General features: G+C 62.3%; 20 protein-coding genes and 1 tRNA gene. 10 read left to right on the top strand and 11 right to left on the bottom strand.

Annotated elements, in window-relative coordinates:
* Window positions 1–245 precede the first annotated feature (245 nt).
* The 3 genes from HV796_RS32360 to HV796_RS32350 all read left to right on the top strand — a co-directional run bounded on the left by HV796_RS32360 (window position 246) and on the right by HV796_RS32350 (window position 2,107).
* Window positions 246–419: a hypothetical protein gene (locus HV796_RS32360; RefSeq protein ID WP_175231972.1), complete on the top strand. Its 174-nt coding sequence runs from the start codon at window positions 246–248 to the stop codon at window positions 417–419.
* 244 nt (window positions 420–663) lie between these two features.
* Complete coding sequence (locus tag HV796_RS32355; RefSeq protein WP_175231971.1) at window positions 664–993, top strand: DUF4148 domain-containing protein; 330 nt, start codon at window positions 664–666, stop codon at window positions 991–993.
* Between the two features lie 352 nt (window positions 994–1,345).
* Window positions 1,346–2,107, top strand: a complete 762-nt coding sequence (locus HV796_RS32350) for a YoaK family protein (protein ID WP_175231970.1) — start codon at window positions 1,346–1,348, stop codon at window positions 2,105–2,107.
* 74 nt (window positions 2,108–2,181) lie between these two features.
* Here the strand turns inward: HV796_RS32350 and HV796_RS32345 are convergent, their stop codons facing one another.
* Window positions 2,182–2,397, bottom strand: coding sequence for a hypothetical protein (locus HV796_RS32345; protein ID WP_175231969.1), 216 nt, complete (start codon window positions 2,395–2,397; stop codon window positions 2,182–2,184).
* A 210-nt stretch (window positions 2,398–2,607) separates the two neighbouring features.
* Here HV796_RS32345 and HV796_RS32340 point away from each other — a divergent pair, with 210 nt between their 5' ends.
* Together HV796_RS32340 and HV796_RS32335 are read left to right on the top strand one after the other, a co-directional pair.
* The gene (locus tag HV796_RS32340) at window positions 2,608–2,913 is read left to right on the top strand and encodes a DUF4148 domain-containing protein (protein ID WP_175231968.1); all 306 of its coding nucleotides are present in this window, start codon (window positions 2,608–2,610) and stop codon (window positions 2,911–2,913) included.
* A 224-nt stretch (window positions 2,914–3,137) separates the two neighbouring features.
* Entirely contained in the window at window positions 3,138–3,440 is a 303-nt protein-coding gene (locus HV796_RS32335; RefSeq protein ID WP_175231967.1) for a hypothetical protein, read from the top strand.
* Between the two features lie 90 nt (window positions 3,441–3,530).
* On the opposite strand, the gene HV796_RS45680 is transcribed toward HV796_RS32335, so the two are convergent.
* The 5 genes from HV796_RS45680 to HV796_RS32315 all read right to left on the bottom strand — a co-directional run bounded on the left by HV796_RS45680 (window position 3,531) and on the right by HV796_RS32315 (window position 5,117).
* The gene (locus tag HV796_RS45680; RefSeq protein ID WP_343053026.1) at window positions 3,531–3,761 is read right to left on the bottom strand and encodes a helix-turn-helix domain-containing transcriptional regulator; all 231 of its coding nucleotides are present in this window, start codon (window positions 3,759–3,761) and stop codon (window positions 3,531–3,533) included.
* 191 nt (window positions 3,762–3,952) lie between these two features.
* Window positions 3,953–4,264 carry a helix-turn-helix domain-containing protein gene (locus HV796_RS32330; protein WP_175231966.1) on the bottom strand — a complete coding sequence of 104 codons (312 nt, stop codon included), beginning with the start codon at window positions 4,262–4,264 and terminating at the stop codon, window positions 3,953–3,955.
* Entirely contained in the window at window positions 4,236–4,574 is a 339-nt protein-coding gene (locus tag HV796_RS32325; RefSeq protein ID WP_246356148.1) for a type II toxin-antitoxin system RelE/ParE family toxin, read from the bottom strand. Before HV796_RS32325 ends, HV796_RS32330 begins: the two co-directional genes overlap by 29 nt.
* 185 nt (window positions 4,575–4,759) lie before the next feature.
* Window positions 4,760–4,834: transfer RNA gene (locus tag HV796_RS32320), tRNA-Arg, on the bottom strand.
* Between the two features lie 85 nt (window positions 4,835–4,919).
* On the bottom strand, window positions 4,920–5,117 hold the full coding sequence (locus tag HV796_RS32315) for a rubredoxin (protein WP_175231989.1): 198 nt from the start codon (window positions 5,115–5,117) through the stop codon (window positions 4,920–4,922).
* Window positions 5,118–5,371: 254 nt separating this feature from the next.
* On the opposite strand from HV796_RS32315, the gene HV796_RS32310 reads away from it, so the two are divergent.
* The 5 genes from HV796_RS32310 to HV796_RS32290 all read left to right on the top strand — a co-directional run bounded on the left by HV796_RS32310 (window position 5,372) and on the right by HV796_RS32290 (window position 13,496).
* A complete protein-coding gene (locus tag HV796_RS32310; RefSeq protein ID WP_175231965.1) occupies window positions 5,372–5,776 on the top strand; it encodes a DUF4399 domain-containing protein in 405 nt (134 codons plus the stop codon).
* 259 nt (window positions 5,777–6,035) lie between these two features.
* Entirely contained in the window at window positions 6,036–7,961 is a 1,926-nt protein-coding gene (locus HV796_RS32305) for an ATP-binding cassette domain-containing protein (protein ID WP_175231964.1), read from the top strand.
* A gap of 371 nt (window positions 7,962–8,332) precedes the next feature.
* Window positions 8,333–10,327, top strand: a complete 1,995-nt coding sequence (locus HV796_RS32300; protein WP_175231963.1) for a DNA topoisomerase IV subunit B — start codon at window positions 8,333–8,335, stop codon at window positions 10,325–10,327.
* Window positions 10,328–10,412: 85 nt separating this feature from the next.
* Entirely contained in the window at window positions 10,413–12,734 is a 2,322-nt protein-coding gene (gene parC / locus HV796_RS32295) for a DNA topoisomerase IV subunit A (RefSeq protein ID WP_175231962.1), read from the top strand.
* Window positions 12,735–13,037: 303 nt separating this feature from the next.
* On the top strand, window positions 13,038–13,496 hold the full coding sequence (locus HV796_RS32290; protein ID WP_175231961.1) for a CopD family protein: 459 nt from the start codon (window positions 13,038–13,040) through the stop codon (window positions 13,494–13,496).
* A gap of 21 nt (window positions 13,497–13,517) precedes the next feature.
* On the opposite strand, the gene HV796_RS32285 is transcribed toward HV796_RS32290, so the two are convergent.
* The 5 genes from HV796_RS32285 to HV796_RS32265 all read right to left on the bottom strand — a co-directional run bounded on the left by HV796_RS32285 (window position 13,518) and on the right by HV796_RS32265 (window position 20,720).
* On the bottom strand, window positions 13,518–14,807 hold the full coding sequence (locus HV796_RS32285) for a hypothetical protein (protein WP_175231960.1): 1,290 nt from the start codon (window positions 14,805–14,807) through the stop codon (window positions 13,518–13,520).
* A 104-nt stretch (window positions 14,808–14,911) separates the two neighbouring features.
* Window positions 14,912–16,120, bottom strand: coding sequence for a chromate transporter (locus HV796_RS32280; RefSeq protein WP_175231988.1), 1,209 nt, complete (start codon window positions 16,118–16,120; stop codon window positions 14,912–14,914).
* A 197-nt stretch (window positions 16,121–16,317) separates the two neighbouring features.
* Window positions 16,318–18,687: a bifunctional diguanylate cyclase/phosphodiesterase gene (locus HV796_RS32275; protein ID WP_175231959.1), complete on the bottom strand. Its 2,370-nt coding sequence runs from the start codon at window positions 18,685–18,687 to the stop codon at window positions 16,318–16,320.
* Window positions 18,688–19,261: 574 nt separating this feature from the next.
* On the bottom strand, window positions 19,262–20,173 hold the full coding sequence (locus HV796_RS32270) for a PhzF family phenazine biosynthesis protein (protein ID WP_175231958.1): 912 nt from the start codon (window positions 20,171–20,173) through the stop codon (window positions 19,262–19,264).
* Between the two features lie 82 nt (window positions 20,174–20,255).
* Complete coding sequence (locus HV796_RS32265; protein ID WP_175231957.1) at window positions 20,256–20,720, bottom strand: RidA family protein; 465 nt, start codon at window positions 20,718–20,720, stop codon at window positions 20,256–20,258.
* Window positions 20,721–20,767: the final 47 nt, after the last annotated feature.

Raw genomic sequence — 20,767 nt, 5'->3', positions numbered from 1 at the left:
GATGTTGTACGGATAGGGCATGGCGGTTCGTGAAGCGGGGCGGTGACGCCATGATAAAAGGTTGGAATACGTCTGGCGTAACCGACCTGTGCCGGTAAGTGGTCGGGCGCACACAGGCCGGTGGCACTGAATGTGGCACGGCGCCTATTCAATTTATTGCGGAGATGAAGATGATTTCATGCTTCGAAACATCGCTGCGCATTGCCTAGAATGTTGGAACGGATGTCGTCGAGATGGAGGCTGCGATGAGCGAATCGACATTGGCCTATCTGTTGGGGCCATCGGTCATGGTGATCGTGTGTGTTGCGTTGTGGGTCACTGCGCATCGTCACAACAAATCAACGCATCACGACGACTCGGGTGGGCGTCGCCTGCGTTGGCTCGATACCTATCATGGGGATTGGCGTCATCGCCATTGATGTCGATGCGGCCGGCGCTGTTTGCCGGACGCTGTCCGCATTTGCGTAAAGCGACGCGCGCCGGCCTCGCGCGCGCGGTTCAACGCCCGCTCCGATTGTTCATCCATTCAGTTTGTCCCGCCGTGCGAAACAATGAATTGGGGATTTAGGCGTTTACCCTAAACCTCCACGCTCCTAGACTGGATTCAACGGTTGCACGCACTGCGTCGCAACCGAATCGAAACTAATCCTGGAGGTCGTGATCATGAAATCGCTCATCAAAGCTGTTGCGCTTGCTGCCGTGCTCGCTGTTCCGGCTGTGTCGTTCGCCCAATCGAACCAACCTGTGACGCGCGCTGAAGTTCGCGCTCAACTGACACAACTGGAAAAAACAGGCTACAGCCCATTCGATTCGAGCGACGCGCATTATCCGGCCACGGTTCAGCAAGCGGAAGCACGTGTGAGCGCGAGCAACGTCGTCGCGCAAGACAGCGGCTACGGTTCGGCGACGAGCGGTACGTCCGAAGCGGGCGCTCGCAAGGAAGTGACGCTGAGCTCCTATTCGCCGCCGATCTACGTCTACGAGCACCACTAAGCTGAGCGCGCATCGAGCGATTCACGGGTGAACAGGTAGGTCATCCGGATCGTTCGATGCGCGACGCGCGCGACGGATCGGCGCCAATCGCGATTGGCCGATGTGTCGTGTGACATTAACGAATAGAACCTCCATCGCCGGCTTACCGGCGATTTTGCCCAGCCGCACCGCTGGGCATTTTTTCGTGGCCGGATGGTTCGCGTGTATTCGCTAGCGACTGCGACGCGGTTTCGCGCGCAAACCGCACGAGGCATCACGTGCTACGATTTCGTGCGCTTCCTGACGCGGGTTGTGCAGGCTGGAGCCGCGGGGCTCACCGGTTTGCCATCTGCGCACATTCCGGTCTATCCGCATGCCCATCAACTATCTGCGCGGTTTTACCGCACCCGAACGCACCGATGCGACCAATCGGCGCCTCGGCCGTTCGCTTGCGTTTGTCGCGGGCGCGGCGAATGCGGGCGGATTCCTGGCGGTCGGGCAGTACACGTCGCATATGTCGGGGATCGTTTCGTCGCTTGCCGACAATCTTGCGCTCGGCGATATCGCGCTGGTCGTCGCAGGGTTCAGTGCGCTTGCGTCGTTTCTGGTCGGCGCGGCGTCATCCGCGATTCTGATCAACTGGGGTCGGCGGCGCCGGCTGCGCAGTGTCTACGCGACACCGCTTGCGATCGAGGCGGTGCTGCTGCTGTGTTTCGGCTTGCTCGGGTCGAACCTTGAACGTCATCGGCTATTTTTTCTGCCGGTCACCGTATGCCTGCTGTGCTTCGTGATGGGCTTGCAGAACGCGATGATCACGAAGATCTCCCGCGCGGAAATCCGCACCACGCATATGACGGGCCTCATCACCGATATCGGTATCGAACTGGGCAAGCTGTTCTACTGGAATGGCCGTCGGCCTGCCGGCGAAGTCGATGCGGTGCGCGCGGACCGACAGAAGCTTGCGCTGCTCGGCTCGCTGCTTGCGTCGTTTATGGTCGGGGGATTAGCGGGTGCGACAGGCTTCAAGCACTTGGGGTTCGTGTCGACTTTGCCGCTCGCGATGGTGCTACTGACGCTCGCGGTGGTGCCTGTTATCGACGATATGCGCAGTGGCGCGCGCAAGATCGGTCTCTAGCGCCTGCGGAAGGGCACGGAAGGTAACGGGTCAGAGCGGAAGCCGCGAGAACGACGTGAGAACCACTCGAAACACTACTCGTCGTCGTGCAGACCGTTACCGGATGCCCACAGCAAATCGATCAGAAAGCTTTCGATGACCGCATGCCATTCAGGCGTGCCTTCAGGAAAGTCTTCCGGGTTGTGTTTACCGCGCGCCTTACGGATGGCTCTCACGGAATTTTCAAGCGCGATGGCTTCGTCGTACCGGGACGTGCCTCGCTTGAGCGGGAGATGTTTGTCGGATTCCATTGCCGGGTTGTCGGCAGCGGGCGTCGCGAACTTTAGCGGCTCGGAACGCGGTAACCGAAGCAGCGTGCGCCTATACGATTGTCACACCTGAAGAAACGATCATTTCCTCAGATTAGGGTTTCCCCTGGGGTCTCGGGTGTCTAGACTGCATTCAAACGGTGCTGACTGATCAGACCGTAGCCACGAAAACCAATCCTGGAGGTAATGATCATGAAATCGCTCATCAAGGCTGTTGCTCTCGCTGCGGTGTTGGCTGTGCCGGCTGTGTCGTTTGCGCAATCGAACCGGCCTGTGACACGCGCTGAAGTTCGCGCGCAACTGGTGCAACTCGAAAAGGCTGGCTACAGCCCGTTCGACTCGAGCGACGCGCATTACCCGGCGGCCATTCAGAAGGCGGAAGCACGCGTGACGACGGATACGACCGGTTATGGTGCCGCAACGGCCGGTACCTCGGATTCGGGTGCGCGTGCGCCGGTGTACAACCCGTTCCTGGGTTCGCCGTATAGCCACTCGTAATTGTGTCCGTCGGTCGTCGGTCGCCAAACGAACGTGAAGTGAGCTTTGCGTTCGCTTGAGTGAAGCGCTCGACGTTTCGACACTCGGAAAGGCTCGCGCCGATCGAACGGCGCGGGCCTTTTTGTATTCAGGCGATGTCCTCGAAGTGCGCGTACTATTCGGAGCGAAAACGGTCATTCAGCCAAACATGTATCCCCGACCGATTGCGTACACGGGATAAAACCATGAAAACGCAAAGTTTCGTTGTCGTGTTGCTCGGGTTGTTTGCGTCGAGCGCGGCGCACGCGGATGTCATCAAGGACAATCTGGATTACAGCATGACAGCGACATCGTCGAACACGGCCGATGCGAATTGCCGCGAATGGACTGCGGCGCCGATCCAGTTTGGCGATGGAAAACCGACGGTCGACGTGGGGAGGCTCGCGCTTCAAATGGCCGCCAACGCGGCGGCGTCGCATTCAGGCGCGCATACGTTTATGCCGAATTCTCATGTGTGCAATCGGGGGCCGCTGGGGAATGGGCCGTAGGGCGCGCGGAGACTTCGCGTAGAGCCGTCGAAGCACTGACCGATGGTGATTTAAAAAATAATCTACAGTTGCCTCACTATAAATTCGGTTCTAAAGCCGTTGTATGCCGGATATTCCCGCCATAAAGCAAAAGCCGCCGGGCTTGCGCAGGGCGGCTTTTGTGAAGGGGCGTGGCGATCGGGCGTGCGCGGCTTGCGGCGTGGCGCTCAGTTTGATGCCGAGCGCGTGGAGCAGCTTGAATATGGTATCGAGACGTTGCTTGGAACCCGGGGTCAGCGTCTTGGACAGGCTCTCCTGACCAACGCCCGCTTGTCCGGCTATGCTTCGCTTCCTTCTTCATTTGCACAGGCTCCGGTGTTGGGAAGATACGCCGGACATGAGGCCCGACACCAGGAAGCATATCGACCTGGAAAAGGAAACTGATTAAAGCCGGAGGATTTTGAAGCCGCGCGGCTTGGAAACAAAAACCCGGCGCTGGGCCGGGTTCTTTTGGTGGTGCGATGCGGATTGCTCTAGAGGCTCTCGAGCATCGCAATCGTCTCTGGGTGCTTCTCTACCAGCTTGATCAGAACTGCCGCTTGGGCGTTCGGTTTAACGCGCCCCTGCTCCCAGTTCTGATAGGTTCGCTCCTTGACGCGAAGTCGGCGCGCCATGACAGCTTGAGATGATCGCGTAGCCTCACGCACCGCCTTAATCTCTGCCGGCGATACCTCTACGTCGTCTGGGATTTCGACATGCACCCGGCGAAGCGTTACCTTGCCTTCGCGCTCAGCCGCGAGCGCTTCCATGCCTTCCTTAAGCTCGGCGAACAGGTTCCTTTTCATGGCGCGTACTCCTTTTCCGAATTTCTGAAGCAAGTATTTCGGCATATGCTCTGCGTTCATCCGCCGACAGATCAGCCATCTCATCTTTGTCGTAAACGGAAAACATCCAGAACTGCGTGCCCTTGATCCAGTAGTAATAAATCACTCGCAACCCGCCGCGCTTTCCCTTGTTGCGCCGCTTGTCGCCGAAGCGCAACTTCCGAAGACTTCCTGTTCCCTTGATCACGTCGCCAGATTCCGGGTCGCGGAGCATCATCCTGAAGGAGGCGATATTCATCGTCTGACAAATAGTCAGAGCGATATCTTTCAAAGGGCGGAAGCTCGACGAAGGTCGCTTGCATGATTCGTAACATACGCTAGGTGCGTATAGTTCGCAACCAATGGTTGTAGTTATTTGATGGGGTTGATTAGTGTTAACTCACGAACGCTTGGACGCCAGAAAAGACGCCAAATCGGTCACTATCCCTTGTTGCGTAATGCCTTGCGCCTTTATTCTGGTCCCCCCGACAGGAATCGAACCTGTATCTAGCGCTTAGGAGGCACTTGTTCTATCCATTGAACTACGGGGAGAGGACCTTGCACGGCGCAACGTAGGCCGCAGGGGGCAGAGTATAACAAAGCTGAATTGGCCGGAGAATGGCGCGTTACGGCGACGTCAAAACTCGACGACAGCAAACTCCGCCTTGCTCACGTCGCACAACGGGCAGCGCCAGTCTTCGGGAATATCGGCGAAGCGGGTGCCCGCCGCAATGCCATCTTCGGGCAATCCTTCTTCTTCGTTATAGATCCACCCGCAGATCAAACAGACCCAACTCTTATATTCGACGACTTCACTCACGACGCACTCATCCATCCGTTCAAACGCTTGATCCACGCGCTGCCCGTTTGCTCGGCCGGGAACGCGCGACGACCCACAATTTTACCGGAAATCACGTGCGCGTTCGCGGACATCGCGTCGCATCCGGCACCCGTGTTGGCATTTCCGACGATGAAGTTCGCGCACGCCGCAGCGCCGGTATAACCCGCATATCACCGGTGTATCCTTTACAGCGCGGTCCTTCCGAGCCACTTGCCGCTGTATCGGGCCGCTTCTTCAAGGAGAACACGATGTTCACGAACAGATGGTTGGCCGGCGCGCTATGCGCCGGTCTGCTGCTCGCGTCGGGTGCCGCGCGCGCCGCCGACGGCGTATCGTTTATCGAACCGCAAGACGGCGCGACGGTGAGCAATCCGGTACAGGTGAAATTCGCAGTCGAAGGGATGAAAATCGCGCCGGCCGGCACGATGACCGAAGGCACCGGCCATCACCACCTGCTGATCGACGGCCAGCCGGTGCCGAAAGGCACCGTGATTCCGGTCAGCGACAAGTCGCTGCACTTCGGCAAAGGGCAGACCGAAACGGAACTCACGCTGCCGCCCGGCGACCACACGCTGACGCTGCAATTCGGCGACGGCGCACATCGCTCGTACGGCCCTGAGTGGAGCAAGACGATCACCGTCCACGTGAAGTAATCGCAGATGAAGTGACGCGTGTCAGGCCAATCAACGGAATGCATGACGGCCAACCTACCATCGCACGCACCGACCGCACCGACGTCGCCCATTCGCGCCGGGGCACGCGTCACACGCGGGCGTAGCGTCTGCGGTTATCCCGGCCGCGCCCCGCATCGCCGCAGCTCCGTCGCTATCGCGTCGCGTCCGTCCGGCAGGCACGCCGCAAACCGCCCGGTACAATGAGCGTTTCGCCTCATCGAGGGTTGGCCTCTCTTTCATGTCGCTTTACACCATCACCGGCGCGCAACTCGCGTTCGGCCACGTCGCGTTACTCGATCACGCAGATTTTTCACTCGAAGCCGGCGAGCGTGTCGGCTTGATCGGCCGCAATGGCGCAGGCAAGTCATCGCTGCTGAAAATCGTCGCTGACCTTGCCAAGCCCGATGACGGGCTGATCACCCGTCAACACCATCTCGTCACCGTGTACGTGCCGCAGGAGCCCGAGTTCGAAGCGGGCGCGTCGGTGTTCGACGCGGTGGCGGGCGGCCTTGCCCACGCGCGCGACCTGCTCGGCGAATACGACAAGGTCGCGCACGCGCTCGCCGAGACGCCGGAAGGCGCGCAACACGATGCGCTGCTCGCGCGGATGAACACGCTGCAATCGTCGCTCGACGCCACCGATGCGTGGAACTGGCGCATGCGCGTGTCCACCACGCTCGCGCAGATTGGCCTCGATGGCGACGCGCAGGTCGGCGCGCTGTCGGGCGGCATGCAAAAGCGGGTCGCGCTCGCGCAAGCGCTAGTCATGCGGCCGGACATCCTGCTGCTCGACGAACCGACCAATCACCTCGACTTCGACGGCATCCGCTGGCTCGAAGAACTGCTGCTCGCGCAACGCGCGGGTTTGCTGTTCATCACGCACGATCGCGCGTTTCTCGATCGCATCGCGACGCGCATCGTCGAGCTCGACCGCGGCCGGCTGCTGTCCTACCCGGGCAACTTCTCCGCCTATCAGACACGCAAGGCACAGCAACTCGAAGTCGAACGCGTCGAAAACGAGAAGTTCGACAAGCTGCTCGCCCAGGAAGAAGTGTGGATTCGTAAGGGTGTCGAAGCGCGCCGCACGCGTAGCGTCGGCCGGATCGCGCGGCTCGTGCAGATGCGCAATGAGCGCGCGGAGCGCCGCAATGTGCAAGGCAATGTGAAACTCGACGTCGCGCAGGGCGAGAAGTCCGGCAAGATCGTCGCGGAATTGACCGATGTGACAAAGCGCTTCGGCGCGCGCACGGTCGTCGACCGTTTCTCGGCGACACTGATGCGCGGCGACAAGATCGGTCTCGTGGGTCCGAACGGCGCGGGTAAGACGACGCTGCTCAAACTGATTCTCGGCGAACTGCAGCCCGACGAAGGGCGCGTGCGGGTCGGCACGAACCCGCAGGTCGCGTATTTCGATCAGATGCGCGCGCAACTGGATCAGGAAAAAAGTCTCGCCGATACGATCAGCCCAGGCAGCGACTGGGTTGAGATTAACGGTGCGAAGAAGCACGTGATGAGCTATCTCGGCGACTTTCTGTTTGCGCCGGAGCGCGCCCGCTCACCGGTGACGTCGTTGTCGGGCGGCGAGCGCAACCGGCTGCTGCTCGCGCGCCTGTTCGCGCGTCCGGCGAACGTGCTGGTGCTCGACGAACCGACCAACGATCTCGACATCCCGACCCTCGAGTTGCTTGAAGAACTGCTGACCGACTACGAGGGCACGGTGCTGCTCGTGAGCCATGACCGCGCGTTTCTGGACAATGTCGTCACGTCGGTGATCGCGTCGGAAGGCGAGGGCAAGTGGCGTGAATATGTCGGCGGCTTTACCGACTGGCAGACACAACGCGATCGTGCGGAGCAACTCGCGCAACGCGACGCGCCGAAGGAACCGGTGAAGGACGCCGCGCCGAAGGACAGCGCCGCAGGCCGCAATGCTCAACGGTCGGTGAAACTGTCGTACAAGGAGCAGCGCGAACTGGAAGCGCTGCTCGGACAGATCGCGGCGCTCGAAGGCGAGCAGAAGACCATCGCCGCTCAGCTGGAGGACGGCTCGATCTTCACGAAGGATGCGCAGGAAGGCGCGCGCCTCACGCAGCGTTACGCGCAGATCGATGAGGAATTGATGGCGGCGCTGGAGCGGTGGGATGAACTGGAGAGTAAAGGAAAGTAGCAAAGGCGGAAAGTAGCAACGGCGGGAGGTGGAACACGCGAAAGGTAAGGAAGCGTGAAGAAAAAACATCACAATGACACGCGCAGCCTCCCCCAAACAGCTAATCCTGTCCATTCCAAATTGCTGCGCGCATTGAAATCAGTACAATACCCGCGAATCTGCTGCGGACCGCGGCACCCTGCATGCGCCGCTCCATGGGCGTTTGCAGGCGCAGCGGGCGGGCCACAACGCAGGCAGTCACACTGCCCGTATGTCGGGCAACCGTTCCATTCCGTTGTTTCGTTTCGCTTTTTTTGAAGATTCAACGCATTGTCCACGCAGATGTCCACAGGACTTGTGGACAACGATGAACCGACGGATCCGAGCAAGCCATGTCTACGAAGAAGTCAAACGCTGCAAACGCTGGGTATAGCGAAGCGTCGATCAAGGTGCTCAAGGGCCTCGAGCCGGTCAAGCAGCGGCCCGGCATGTATACGCGCACCGAGAATCCGCTGCACATCATTCAGGAAGTCATCGACAACTCGTCGGACGAAGCGCTCGGCGGCTTCGGCAAGCAGATCACCGTCACGCTGCACGCCGACCAGTCAGTCTCCGTTGACGACGATGGCCGCGGCATTCCGTTCGGCCTGCACCCCGAGGAAGGCGTGCCGGTCGTCGAGATCGTGTTCACGCGGCTGCACGCGGGCGGCAAATTCGACAAGGCCGCTGGCGGCGCGTATACGTTCTCCGGCGGCCTGCACGGCGTCGGCGTATCGGTCACGAATGCGCTGTCAACAAGCCTTGACGTCACCGTCTGGCGCGACGGCAAGGTCGCCGACCTCGGCTTTGCGAACGGCGACGTCGTCAAGGCGCTCAAAGTGCGCGCGGCCGAGCGGAGCGAAAAGAAGTCCGGCACACGCGTCACCGTCGTGCCGAACCCGAAATACTTCGACTCACCCAATGTCCCGGTCGGCGAACTGCAACGTCTGCTGCGTTCGAAAGCGGTGCTGCTGCCGGGCGTCGAAGTCGTGCTCGTCAACGAAAAGACCGGTGAGCGGCAAAGCTGGCAGTACCAGGACGGTCTGCGCGGCTATCTGCTCGAAGGCATGGCGGGCAGCGACCTGCTGATCCCGCTTTTCGAAGGCGAGCGCTATGCGGAAAGCTCGCGCTCGAACGAGGAGACCTTTGCCGAGGGCGAAGGCGCCGCGTGGGTCGTCGCGTGGAGCGAGGAAGGGCCGCTCACACGCGAGTCGTATGTGAACCTGATCCCGACGCCTGCGGGCGGCACGCACGAAGCGGGTTTGCGCGACGGCCTTTTTCAGGCGGTCAAGAGCTTCGTCGAGCTGCATGGCCTGCAGCCCAAAGGCGTCAAGCTGCTGGCGGAAGACGTGTTCGCGCGCGTGTCGTTCGTGCTGTCGGCGAAGGTCCTCGATCCGCAGTTCCAAGGTCAGATCAAGGAGCGCCTGAATAGCCGCGACGCGGTCAAGCTGGTGTCGTCGTTCGCACGCCCCGCGCTCGAACTGTGGTTGAACCAGCACGTCGAGCACGGCAAAAAGCTTGCCGATCTGGTCATCAAGCAGGCACAGGCGCGCACGCGTGCCGGCCAGAAGGTCGAAAAGCGCAAGAGCTCCGGTGTCGCGGTGCTGCCCGGCAAGCTGACCGACTGCGAATCGACGGACCTCGAGCGCAACGAACTTTTCCTCGTCGAAGGCGACTCCGCGGGTGGTTCCGCGAAGATGGGCCGCGACAAGGAATTCCAGGCGATCCTGCCGTTACGCGGCAAAGTGCTCAACACATGGGAAACCGAGCGCGATCGTCTGTTTGCAAACAACGAGGTGCACGACATCTCGGTGGCGATCGGCGTCGATCCGCACAACCCGGACGACACCGTCGACCTGTCGAATCTGCGTTACGGCAAGATCTGCATCCTGTCGGATGCGGACGTCGACGGCGCGCATATCCAGGTGCTGCTGCTCACATTGTTCTTCAAGCACTTCCCGCAACTGATCGAACGCGGCAATGTGCATGTCGCGCGGCCGCCGCTGTTTCGCGTCGACGCGCCGGCGCGTGGCAAAAAGCCCGCGCAGAAGCTGTACGCGCTCGATGACGGCGAGCTCGAAGCGATTCTCGACAAGCTGCGCAAGGACGGTTTGCGCGAAACGCAGTGGACGATCAGCCGCTTCAAGGGCCTGGGCGAAATGAGCGCCGAGCAGTTGTGGGACACGACGATGAACCCGGACACGCGGCGTCTGTCGCCGGTTGCGCTGGGCGAGCTCGATTTCGATGCCACCGTCGCGCGCATGACGATGCTGATGGGCAAAGGCGAAGCGGCATCGCGGCGCAGCTGGCTCGAAGAAAAGGGCAACGAAGTCGAAGCGGATATTTGAGCCTGACGCAAAGGCGCGCACGCGGCGTAGCACCTGACGCAGCGTACGGCGCTACGCGCGCAGGCAACACGGACACGGAATCCAGATGGACGACAACACTCCCGATCTATTCGAGCAGTCGCCCGCGCAGGGCGACTTTCTGACGCTTGGCAACTATGCGGAGCGCGCGTATCTCGACTACGCGGTCAGCGTCGTCAAAGGCCGCGCGCTGCCCGATGTGAGCGACGGGCAAAAGCCGGTGCAACGCCGCATCCTGTTTGCGATGAACGAGATGGGCCTGTCCGACAACGCAAAGCCGGTGAAGTCGGCGCGCGTGGTCGGCGACGTGCTCGGCAAGTACCACCCGCACGGCGACCAGTCCGCCTACGACGCACTGGTGCGGCTCGCGCAGGACTTCTCGATGCGCTACCCGCTGATCGACGGCCAGGGCAACTTCGGCTCGCGCGATGGCGACGGCGCCGCCGCGATGCGTTACACCGAAGCGCGTCTCACGCCGATCGCGAAACTGCTGCTCGATGAAATCGACCAGGGCACGGTTGATTTCATGCCGAACTACGACGGCTCGTTCGAAGAGCCGAAGCTGCTGCCCGCGCGGCTGCCGTTCGTGCTGCTCAACGGCGCGTCGGGGATCGCGGTCGGGCTTGCGACCGAGATCCCGTCGCACAATCTGCGCGAAGTCGCGGCGGCGGCGATCGCGATGATCCGTCATCCGAAGATCGCGCACGCGGAGCTGATGCAGCATTTGCCGGGACCGGACTTCCCGGGCGGCGGCCAGATTATTTCGAGCGAAGCCGAGATCTCGGCCGCGTATGAAACCGGCCGCGGCAGCCTGAAGGTGCGCGCGCGCTGGAAGATCGAAGAGCTCGCGCGCGGCCAGTGGCAGCTCGTGATCAACGAATTGCCGCCGAACACATCCTGCCAGAAGGTGCTCGAGGAAATCGAGGAGCAGACCAATCCGAAGATCAAGCTCGGTAAAAAGTCGCTCACACCCGAACAGCTGCAAACAAAGCAGACTCTGCTCGCACTGCTCGACGCGGTACGCGACGAATCCGGCAAGGACGCGCCGGTGCGTCTCGTGTTCGAGCCGAAGTCGAGCCGTATCGATCAGACCGAGTTCGTCAACACGCTGCTTGCGCACACGAGCCTCGAATCAAACGCGCCGCTGAATCTGGTCATGGTGGGCGCCGACGGCCGGCCGCGGCAGAAGGGCATCAGCGAGATCCTGCACGAGTGGATCGGCTTCCGTTTCGCGACCGTCACGCGGCGCACGCAGTTCCGCCTGACCAAGGTCAACGACCGCATCCATATTCTCGAAGGACGGATGATCGTCTTCCTGAATCTGGACGAAGTGATCCGGATTATCCGCGAGTCGGACGAACCGAAGGCGGCTCTGATGACGGCGTTCAGCCTGTCCGAACGTCAGGCGGACGACATTCTCGATATCCGGCTGCGTCAGTTGGCGCGGCTCGAAAAGATCAAGATAGAGAAGGAGCTGGCCGAATTGCGCGACGAGAAAGCGAAGCTCGAAGAATTGCTCGGCAGTGAGAGCGCGATGAAGCGGCTGTTGATCAAGGAGATCGAAACCGACGCGAAGCAGGTCGGCGACGAGCGCCGCACGCTCATCCAGCAGGACAAGCGTGCGACCTTCGAAGCGCGCGTGGTCGACGAGCCGGTGACCGTGGTCGTATCGCAAAAGGGCTGGGTGCGCGCGCTGAAGGGCCACGGGCTCGATCCGGCCGGCTTCACGTTCAAGGCGGGCGACGCCCTCTACGCCGCGTTCCAGTGCCGCACGCCCGATACGCTGATCGCGTGGGGCAGCAACGGGCGCGTCTACTCGGTCGCGGTCGGCCCGTTGCCGGGCGGGCGCGGCGATGGCGTGCCGGTCACGACGATGATCGAACTCGAGTCGGGCACGCATCTGATGCATTACTACGCGGCGAGCGCCGACCAGGTGCTGCTGCTCGCATCGAGCAACGGCTTCGGCTTTATCGCGAAGCTCGGCGATATGGTGAGCCGCGTGAAGGCCGGCAAGTCGTTTATGACAATCGACGAAGGCGCGACGCCGCTCGCACCGATGCCGATGCTGCCGGATGCGGCGCAGGTCGCGTGCCTGTCGAGCGCGGGGCGCATGCTGGTGTTCGGTCTCGACGAGATGAAGACGCTATCGGGTGGCGGTCGCGGTGTCACGCTGATGGCACTCGATCCGAACGAAACGCTGGCGCAGGCGCTTGCGATCGGCCGCGCCGGTGTCGTGCTGATCGGCACCGGACGCGGCGGCAAGCCGGGCGAGGAGGTGCTGGCCGGCGCGGCGCTCGCGGAGCATGTCGTTAAGCGCGCGCGCAAGGGCCGCAAGCCGGATACGAAGCTTAAAGTGGTGGCGTTGCGGCCGGCGCTCGAAGGCAAGTAGGGCCAGCGGGAAGGGCGGCCCGGCAGCCGCGCTGAACCGGTACGGATAACGATACAAAGCACGGATACAAAGGAGGCGTGTCTCGCGTATTCGACGGAATGCGCGGCACGCCGCAACTGTTATCAGCGCACAGGTTCGAACAATGCCTCGTACGGGAACGAGGCTGCTCGATTCGCCGCGGACCCGCCGCAGCCATCGCGACGTATCACAACGCATCGCAATGCATCGCGCGATGAACTGCGTGGCACGCGGGCGGTCGAACGCGCAACCTGGCCACCGCACCGATACGACAAAGGAAAACGAATGACCAAAGCGATCGAAATCGCGCTCTTTCTCCACCTGCTTGGCGTCGCCGTCTGGATCGGCGGCATGGTGTTCGCCAATTTCTGCCTGCGGCCTGCGCTCGGCGACCTGTCGCCGCAGTTGAGGCTGCCGCTGTGGGAGTCGGTCTTCGCGCGGTTCTTCAACTGGGTCGGCGTGTCCGTGATCGTGATTCTGCTGTCCGGCGGTTTCCTGCTATCGCAGTACGGCGGCGCACATGCGTCATGGCCGCTGCATACGATGGCCGGTTTCGGCATTGTGATGATGCTGATTTTCGGACACATCCGCTTTGCGGTGTTTCCGCGCATCCGCCGCGCCGTGCAGGCGCAGAAGTGGCCGGACGGCGCGAATGCGGTCGCGACCGTGCGGCGGCTCGTCATCGTGAATCTGGTGCTCGGCGTGGTGACGATCGGCGTCGCGGTAATGTCGCGCGGGTTTTGAGTGAGCGCCTCGCTCGCCTGTTCAGCCCAGTTGTGCGAGCAGCAGGCGCCGCGCGTTGCCAAGCAGTGACGGCACCGGTTCGGCGCTGACATTGGTGATGCACAGCAACCCATCGACGCTCGCAACCGAGAGGCTCTGCGTATGCGGCGCGCCATGCATCGCGGCAGGCGTCACCCATTTGACGCGCAAGCGCCCGTACTCCGACGGAATGGCCAACTGCCCATAGTTGTCGATGCGCAGCGTTGGCGCGCGTTGGCGGTTGCTAATCACGAGCTGGTCCGGGTCGGCGCCGGCCGAGATCATATCGAGCACCGGCGTGGAGAAACCGCCGGCGGACTCGACTGCGGACGTGCGTACCGCAAGGTTCTGCGTGACGGTGCGCGCCACCTCCCAGAAGGACGGCGGAGTCAACGGTTCGAGCTCCGTGCAGCGCTGCGCTTCAAAGACTCCGAGTTGCTCGTTCGCGCCAAACAGCGCACGCGAGTCGATCGAGCTTGAGCAACGGACGGTATTGTCCCGCCACGATCGCGACAGCGCGCGTCCGGCGAGCATCACGGCGGCGCACAGCGCGCCGTGTACGGTGGCCTGTTGGTTGCGCGCATGCCGTGCAACCAGCGCGGACACCGACGGCTCGAGCCAGATCTGCTGAAGCAGCGGTTGTTCATGGTCCGCGGCAAGCGTTGCGTCGGCCATGGGTTGCAATCCGTGCCGTTGCTCGTCGCGTGCCGTACGGGACAGCGTCGCGAACGCATATTGGTCGCTGGTACGCAGCCCGAGCAACTGATCGTGCGACGGCGGCATCGCGCGCGGACTACCGAGCGCTTCTCCGGCCAGCGCGCGCACCAGGTCGCGAATCAGCAGGATCAGCGATGGGCCGTCGAGCGCGGCGTGATCGGCGCCGAGCACGAGCGTCGTGCGGTCCCGGCTGTACAGGATCGATACGCGCAGCAATGCGTCATCGGGTACAAAGCGCGTCGCCAGCTCGGCGGAGATCAGTTCGAACAGTCGGGTGCCGGACTCACTCGGCACGACTTTCAGCGCGAGCGGCGCGTTCGGGACGAACTCGAAGCACGGCCGCAAGCCAGGCTTCTGACGAATGCGCGCCGATAGAATCGTGTGGTGCGCTTGCACCGCGCCGAGCGCGGCACGCCATTGCTCGACCGTGGTTCGCCCCTGCACCTCGGTGGCCACGACGATCGTGCGTGGCAAGCGCTGCTGCAGCAGCCAGAAGTACTCTTCGAATACGCCCAGCATGCGCAGCGTTTTGCCGGGTCGGATCGACGTATCGTCGCGGGTAATCAAATCGGTCATGTGCGGCCCTCGGACATTCAGGCAAGTCTCCTTTAAAACACCTGAATGGGCCGCGTATTCCCGGTTTCGTCACGTATTTGCACTGAAGTGTTGCAAAGGCACGCTCACAGCGGATGTCCGGACACCAGCCACGCTGCGCACGCGAGCGCGACCGTTCCATAGACGATATACACCGGCAGTTTCAGCTTCGCGAAGCACATCGCCGAAAACAACGCGGTCGCGAGATAGACGGGCTCGAAGGGCACGTACCGCGCGATGCGCAGCACCGCGAGCGCGAGAAATGCGGTGGTGGCCGCGCGCAACACGCGCATGCCGCTTTCGAAGCGCGGATGCGCGCGCAATTGATGCAGATGCCGTTGGGCGAGCACCGCGAGGCAGCCGGACGGCACGAACAGCGCGAGCGTCGCGATCAGTGCGCCGGGCCAGCCGTCGATCAGATAGCCGAAGAACGGTACGACGTTCAGCAGCGGCCCGGGCGAGAGCGGCGATAGCGAAAAGGCGAGCGTGAAGTCGCTATCGGAGAGGCCGGTGGCGGGGGTGACGAATAGCGTCTTGAGCACCGGCAGCGCGGAAAACCCGCCGCCGAACAGCGTCATGCCGGCGCCCGCGAGCCGCGGCCACAATAGCGCGAGTTCGTAGCGATGCGGCAGCGGCAATGCGAACAGCGCGACAAGAAGCGTGAGCGTGACGAGCAGCCGCCAGTCGTTCGCGGTGATCGACGTCGTGAGGCGCTTGCCACGCACCGAGCTGCTTAGCCAGCCGGCGGCGAACGCGGCGCCGAGCATCGCGACATACGCGGCGGCGCTATGCGCATAGAACAGCACGGCGCAGCCCAGCACCGCCGCGCACCATTCGAGCGGTGCGCGCACCAGCGTGCGGGTCTGCTTGTACCAGGTGACCGCGATCAGCGTCGCGAGCACGACATTGAAGTGATTGAGCAGTGTCCGGGACGCGGCGGCGCGCACGAGCGGCGTCCGATAGAAAATCGCAAATACGGTCATTAGCACAAAGAACGGCAGCACGCTCGCAATGCCGGCGATCCACGCGCCGGCGCGGCCGCGCAATGCATGGCCAAGCTGAATAGCGACGTTGCAGCCGACCGGGCCTGGCACCATCCACGCAAGCGCGATCAGATCGGAAAACGCGAGGCGCGAGAGTCTCGCCTCTCGCTCAACATAGTGATTCTCCAGTTGCGCCATCAGCGCGAGGCCGCCCCACGACAGTGCGGACAGTCCGAATACCACCCGGAATAGCGTCCACAGCGGTTCGCGATCGTCACGGTGCGCGGCGTCGTTGGTCGTCAGGGTTTGCATGCTGGTCGCGCGGCGGCGTGTGCGGCGGCCCGCCGTTTCTCCTTGCGTTTCGACAGTGCTGGCCGGCAGTGGCATGCGTGCCACTCAAGCGGTGAGGCACGGCGGCGCGCAATAGCGGCAGACAATAGCCACGGGGCGCGGTTGGAACGTGCCCGAGTCCGGCGCGGCTTGCCGCGATCCGTTCGGTATGCCGGGTATCAGGCGGACTGGCCGCTGGTGCTCGACGCGTCGCTGGTGCTGTCGTCGCTGCGCTCGCGTATCGGCTGCCGCGTGCGCATGCCGCATACGCCAAAACGTTCGAGCAGCGCCGGAATTCCATCAGCCGGCACCGGCCGCGAGAACAGGAACCCTTGCGCTTCGATATGTCCGAGCGCGGACAGCCACGCGATCTGTTCTTCCGTTTCGGTGCCTTCCACCACCACCGTCAACCCGAGCGAGCGCGCGAGATTGACGATCGCGGTCACCATCACGCAGACGCTGCGGTCGCCAGGAACGGCCTGGACGAACGAGCGATCCACCTTCAGCGTGTCAACCGAGAAACGGTTCAGATAGGACAGCGACGAATAGCCGGTGCCGAAATCGTCGAGCGCGATACGCACGCCCAGACGCTTTAACGCGAAGATTTTCTCCGACACGAGATCCGGGAATTCCATCATCGCGGTCTCGGTGATCTCGAGTTCGAGGCGGCGCGCCGAGATGCCGCTGTCTTCGATCGCGCGTGCGATCGTATCGAACAGATCGCCGCGCCAGAATTGCACCGCGGAGATATTGACCGCGAGCGACAGCGATTCATACCCTTGCTGCTGCCATATCGCGAGTTGCTGGCATGCGGTCTGGATCACGAAGTCGCCGATCGGCACGATGAGGCCTGTCGATTCGGCAACCGGAATAAATTCGTTTGCCGGAATCAGCCCGTGCTGCGGATGGTTCCAGCGTACCAGCGCCTCGAAGCCGGTGATACAGCGGCGCGTCAGGTCGATTTTCGGCTGATAGGCGAGGAACAACTGGCCGTCGGCGAGCGCTATGCGCAGTTGCTGTTCCCACTTCATCAAATGGTCTGCGCGATGCGACAACTGCGGCGAATAGAACTGGTAGCAGTTCTTGCCCGCGTCCTTTGCGCTGTACATCGCGAGGTCGGCCTTTTTCAGCAGATCGATCTCGCTTTCGTTCGCGATCGAGTAGAGCGCAATGCCGATGCTGGCATGCAGGACAAAGGTGCTGCCGCGCACTTCGAACGGTTTCGCGAACACTTCGGAGGCCGCTTCAGCGGCCGCGACCGCGCGTTCTTCGACGTCATCGCCTTTGACGATCACGACGAACTCGTCGCCGCCGATGCGCGACAGCGTGCCCATGTCGGCGACCGCGTCGGCAAGGCGGGCCGCGGTCATTTGCAGCACGATGTCGCCGGCGTTGTGGCCGAGCGTGTCGTTGACCGTTTTGAAGTTGTCGAGATCGATGAACAGGATGGCGAGCCGCCCGACATTCGAGGTCTGCGCAACTTCATGATGGAGAATTTGCAGCGTCGAATACCGGTTACGCAGGCCGGTCAGCAGATCGTATTCGACCAGATGCGTCATCTCGCGCTCGCGGCCGAGCAGCTTGCCGATCAGCCCGGTTGCGACGGCGAAGAAGCCGAGCATCGCGAGCGAGATAAAGCTCGCCATCAGCAGATACACGTTGCGCGTATGGTTGTAGTCGGCGAATTCTTCGGCCTGCGACAGACCGACCAGCACGCCCAGCGGATAACCATCGATATGCCGGTACGACACGATGCGCGTGACCTTGTCGATCGGGTCGACGTACGTGCCCGACACGTGCTCGGACGTCGGATACGTGCCGCTCGCGGTAAACACGCCGGATGCGCGCTCGTCGCTGCCGGTGCGGCGCGCGAGCACGGTGCCGTTGTCCGAGATGACCGCGATCACGCCGTCGCGGCCGATTGCCGCGTTGTTATAGAAGTCGCTCGTGAAGTAGCTCGGGTCTTCGGAGACCACCACGACGCCCGCGAATGCACCGTCCGGGTGATTGAGACGGCGCGTCATCTGCAACGTCCAGTGGCCGGACACGCGGCCGAGCACCGGCTTGCTGATATACAGCTGGTCGTCGTTCTCGTGCTCATGCACCTTGAAGTGCTCGCGGTCCGACAGATCGATCGGTTTCGGATTCGGTTCGGCGGTGCTTGCGACGAGCTTGCCATGCTCATCGATCAGCGAGACCTGCACGAGCGTCTCGCTTTGCACGACGCCTTTCTCGACCGTGCTCGCCAGATCGAAGTGGCCAGGCGATTTTTCGAACTCATATTTGACGAAGCGCGTGATCTGGTCGACCTGGTGAATCGCCTTCACCGTATGCTGTTCGAGCGCGGCGGACAGAATGCCGGCCGACGCCATCGCTTCCCGGTATGTGGAGTCCTTTTCAACCGACAGCCGCGCGAAGATAACAGTCCACAGCAGCACGAGCACCAGCACGCCGAGCGCCGGTATCGCGAGCAGCGCGCGACGGCGCGAGGCGGCCGGATCGAGCCGGTGCCTGGCTTCTCGTGCGCTGGAATGAGGGAGCTGATTCATCGAATGGACCGTGACCCTGTGTCTGACGGCAGTGATTGTGTTTCGATCGACGACTGCGCTGTAGGTAACCCGTGCATGGTAAGCGAAGTATCGCAATTACTGCGGAAAGCGGCGGGGCGTCGTGCGAACCATCCGATGGTCATCGGTTACATTTCGATATTACTGAATGCCCAGGGATTAAGAAAGCGTTGTGGCATCGGGTATACGCGGGCTTCCGAAGGCGCGTGCGACGCGTTCCGACAGGCTGGACGAGGGGTCCGGAGAGCCTTGCCCGGTGGGCGTTTCAACGAGGCAAGGCGAGGTGCTCGCGTAACCGTTGAGCGGTTTTTTCGCGGGCACTTGCATGAATAGGAGCTGTCGCTTCCATAAGTTCGCTTTCCGATGCGAACTCGCCGATGCTTGTTGCATGAAACGAAAGGAACCGACGTGTTTCGCATAGTCGCGTGCTACGCGAATTCGCTGTAGCAGCGGTACATCAATTTATTTCAATCTTGGTGGATGACCGGGCCCGTCGCTGCACGTTGCACGCATGGCTCTTTTGATGACGGCAACGAGTTTCGCGGGTCCGCCCGCTTCAGCCGAGCCGGAACGTGCCGTCGACGACGGTGACCGACGCGCCGCCAATCCAGATCTTGTCCGCTGCGTCGTCATAGTGAATCGCGACGTCGCCGGCGCGGCCCAGCGCGGTGCCTTGACGAACCGTGTAGCGCTCGCCCGGACGGCGCTGCTGGACGTTCAGCAGGCAAGCGAGCGCGGCGTTCGCGCTGCCGGTCACCGGGTCTTCACCGACGCCGAAGGCGCTGCCTGTCATCAGACAGCGCAGTTCGAACGTGGCTGGGCCGTCAGCCGCATGCGGACCATACACAGCGAGACCATGCGCGTCGACGACATGCGCGAGCGCCGCGAGCGCATGGGCATCGGGTTCGAGCGCCAGGCAGGCATGTGCCGATGCGAGCCGCACGACGAGCCACGGCGCGCCATTGTCGACACCACATGGCGGCGCGCTGAAGTCGATTGCAGCGGTGCGCAACGCGGTCGCGAGTGCCGCGAAGTGCGTGTCGGGCAACGGCGTGATGCGCGCGGGCGGCGCGGCGAATGCCCAGACAGCGGGCTGCGGCGCGTCGGCCGCAGCCGTTGCGCCGGACGCCATCAGTTCGACGAGACCGACGCCGCATTGCTGGATCAGTCGCCCCGCTTGCCGCGGCCGATAGCCGCTTTCGAGCCATGCATGCGCGGTGCCGAGTGTCGGGTGGCCTGCGAACGGCAACTCGCGCCCCGGCGTGAAGATGCGCACGCGATAGTCAGCGGCGGGATCGGTCGGTTTGCAAAGGAATGTGGTCTCCGACAGATTTGTCCAGCGTGCGATCACCTGCATCTGTTCGCTATCGAGACTGTCCGCATCGAACACGACAGCAAGTGGATTGCCTTTGAAAGGCACCGACGTGAAAACGTCGACTTGTTTGAAGCGGACAGTGCGCGAGGTCATCGGGCTTTCTCGTTGTGGGTAAAGGCGTGTGCACTTGCGAGCGGCCAACGGTTGGCCGCTGCGCGCCACACTCGATGAGGCGTTAAGCGACTTCCGCGATCAGCTCGATCTCGACACACGCGCCAAGCGGGATTTGCGCAACGCCGAACGCGGAGCGCGCATGCTTGCCGCGCTCGCCAAACACTTCGACGAAGAATTCGGACGCGCCGTTGGTCACGAGATGCTGCTCGGTGAACGCGAGCGTCGAATTCACGAGGCTCATTACCTTGACGATGCGCGTCACGCGGTTCAGATCGCCGACATGCGCGTGAAGCGTCGCGAGCAGATCGATCGCAATCGAACGTGCGGCGGCTTTGCCCTCTTCGGTGGTGAGGCTATCGCCGAGTTTGCCGACCCAAGGCTTGCCGTCTTTCTTCGCGATGTGGCCCGACAGATAGACGGTGTTGCCGCTTTGCGCGCTCATCACATAAGCGGCGGCGGGTGCGCCGGCGGACGGCAAGGCGACGCCGAGTTCCTTCAGTTTGTCGTATACGTTTGCTTGAGCCATGACGAGTCCTTTCGACAGGTGTAAAAGCGCAATGGTAGCGCCGCCGG

Source organism: Paraburkholderia humisilvae (genome assembly GCF_902859855.1).
GTDB lineage: Bacteria > Pseudomonadota > Gammaproteobacteria > Burkholderiales > Burkholderiaceae > Paraburkholderia > Paraburkholderia humisilvae.
The sequence above is the reverse complement of the archived record's forward strand: the minus strand, read 5'-3'. Positions and strand labels throughout refer to the sequence as shown.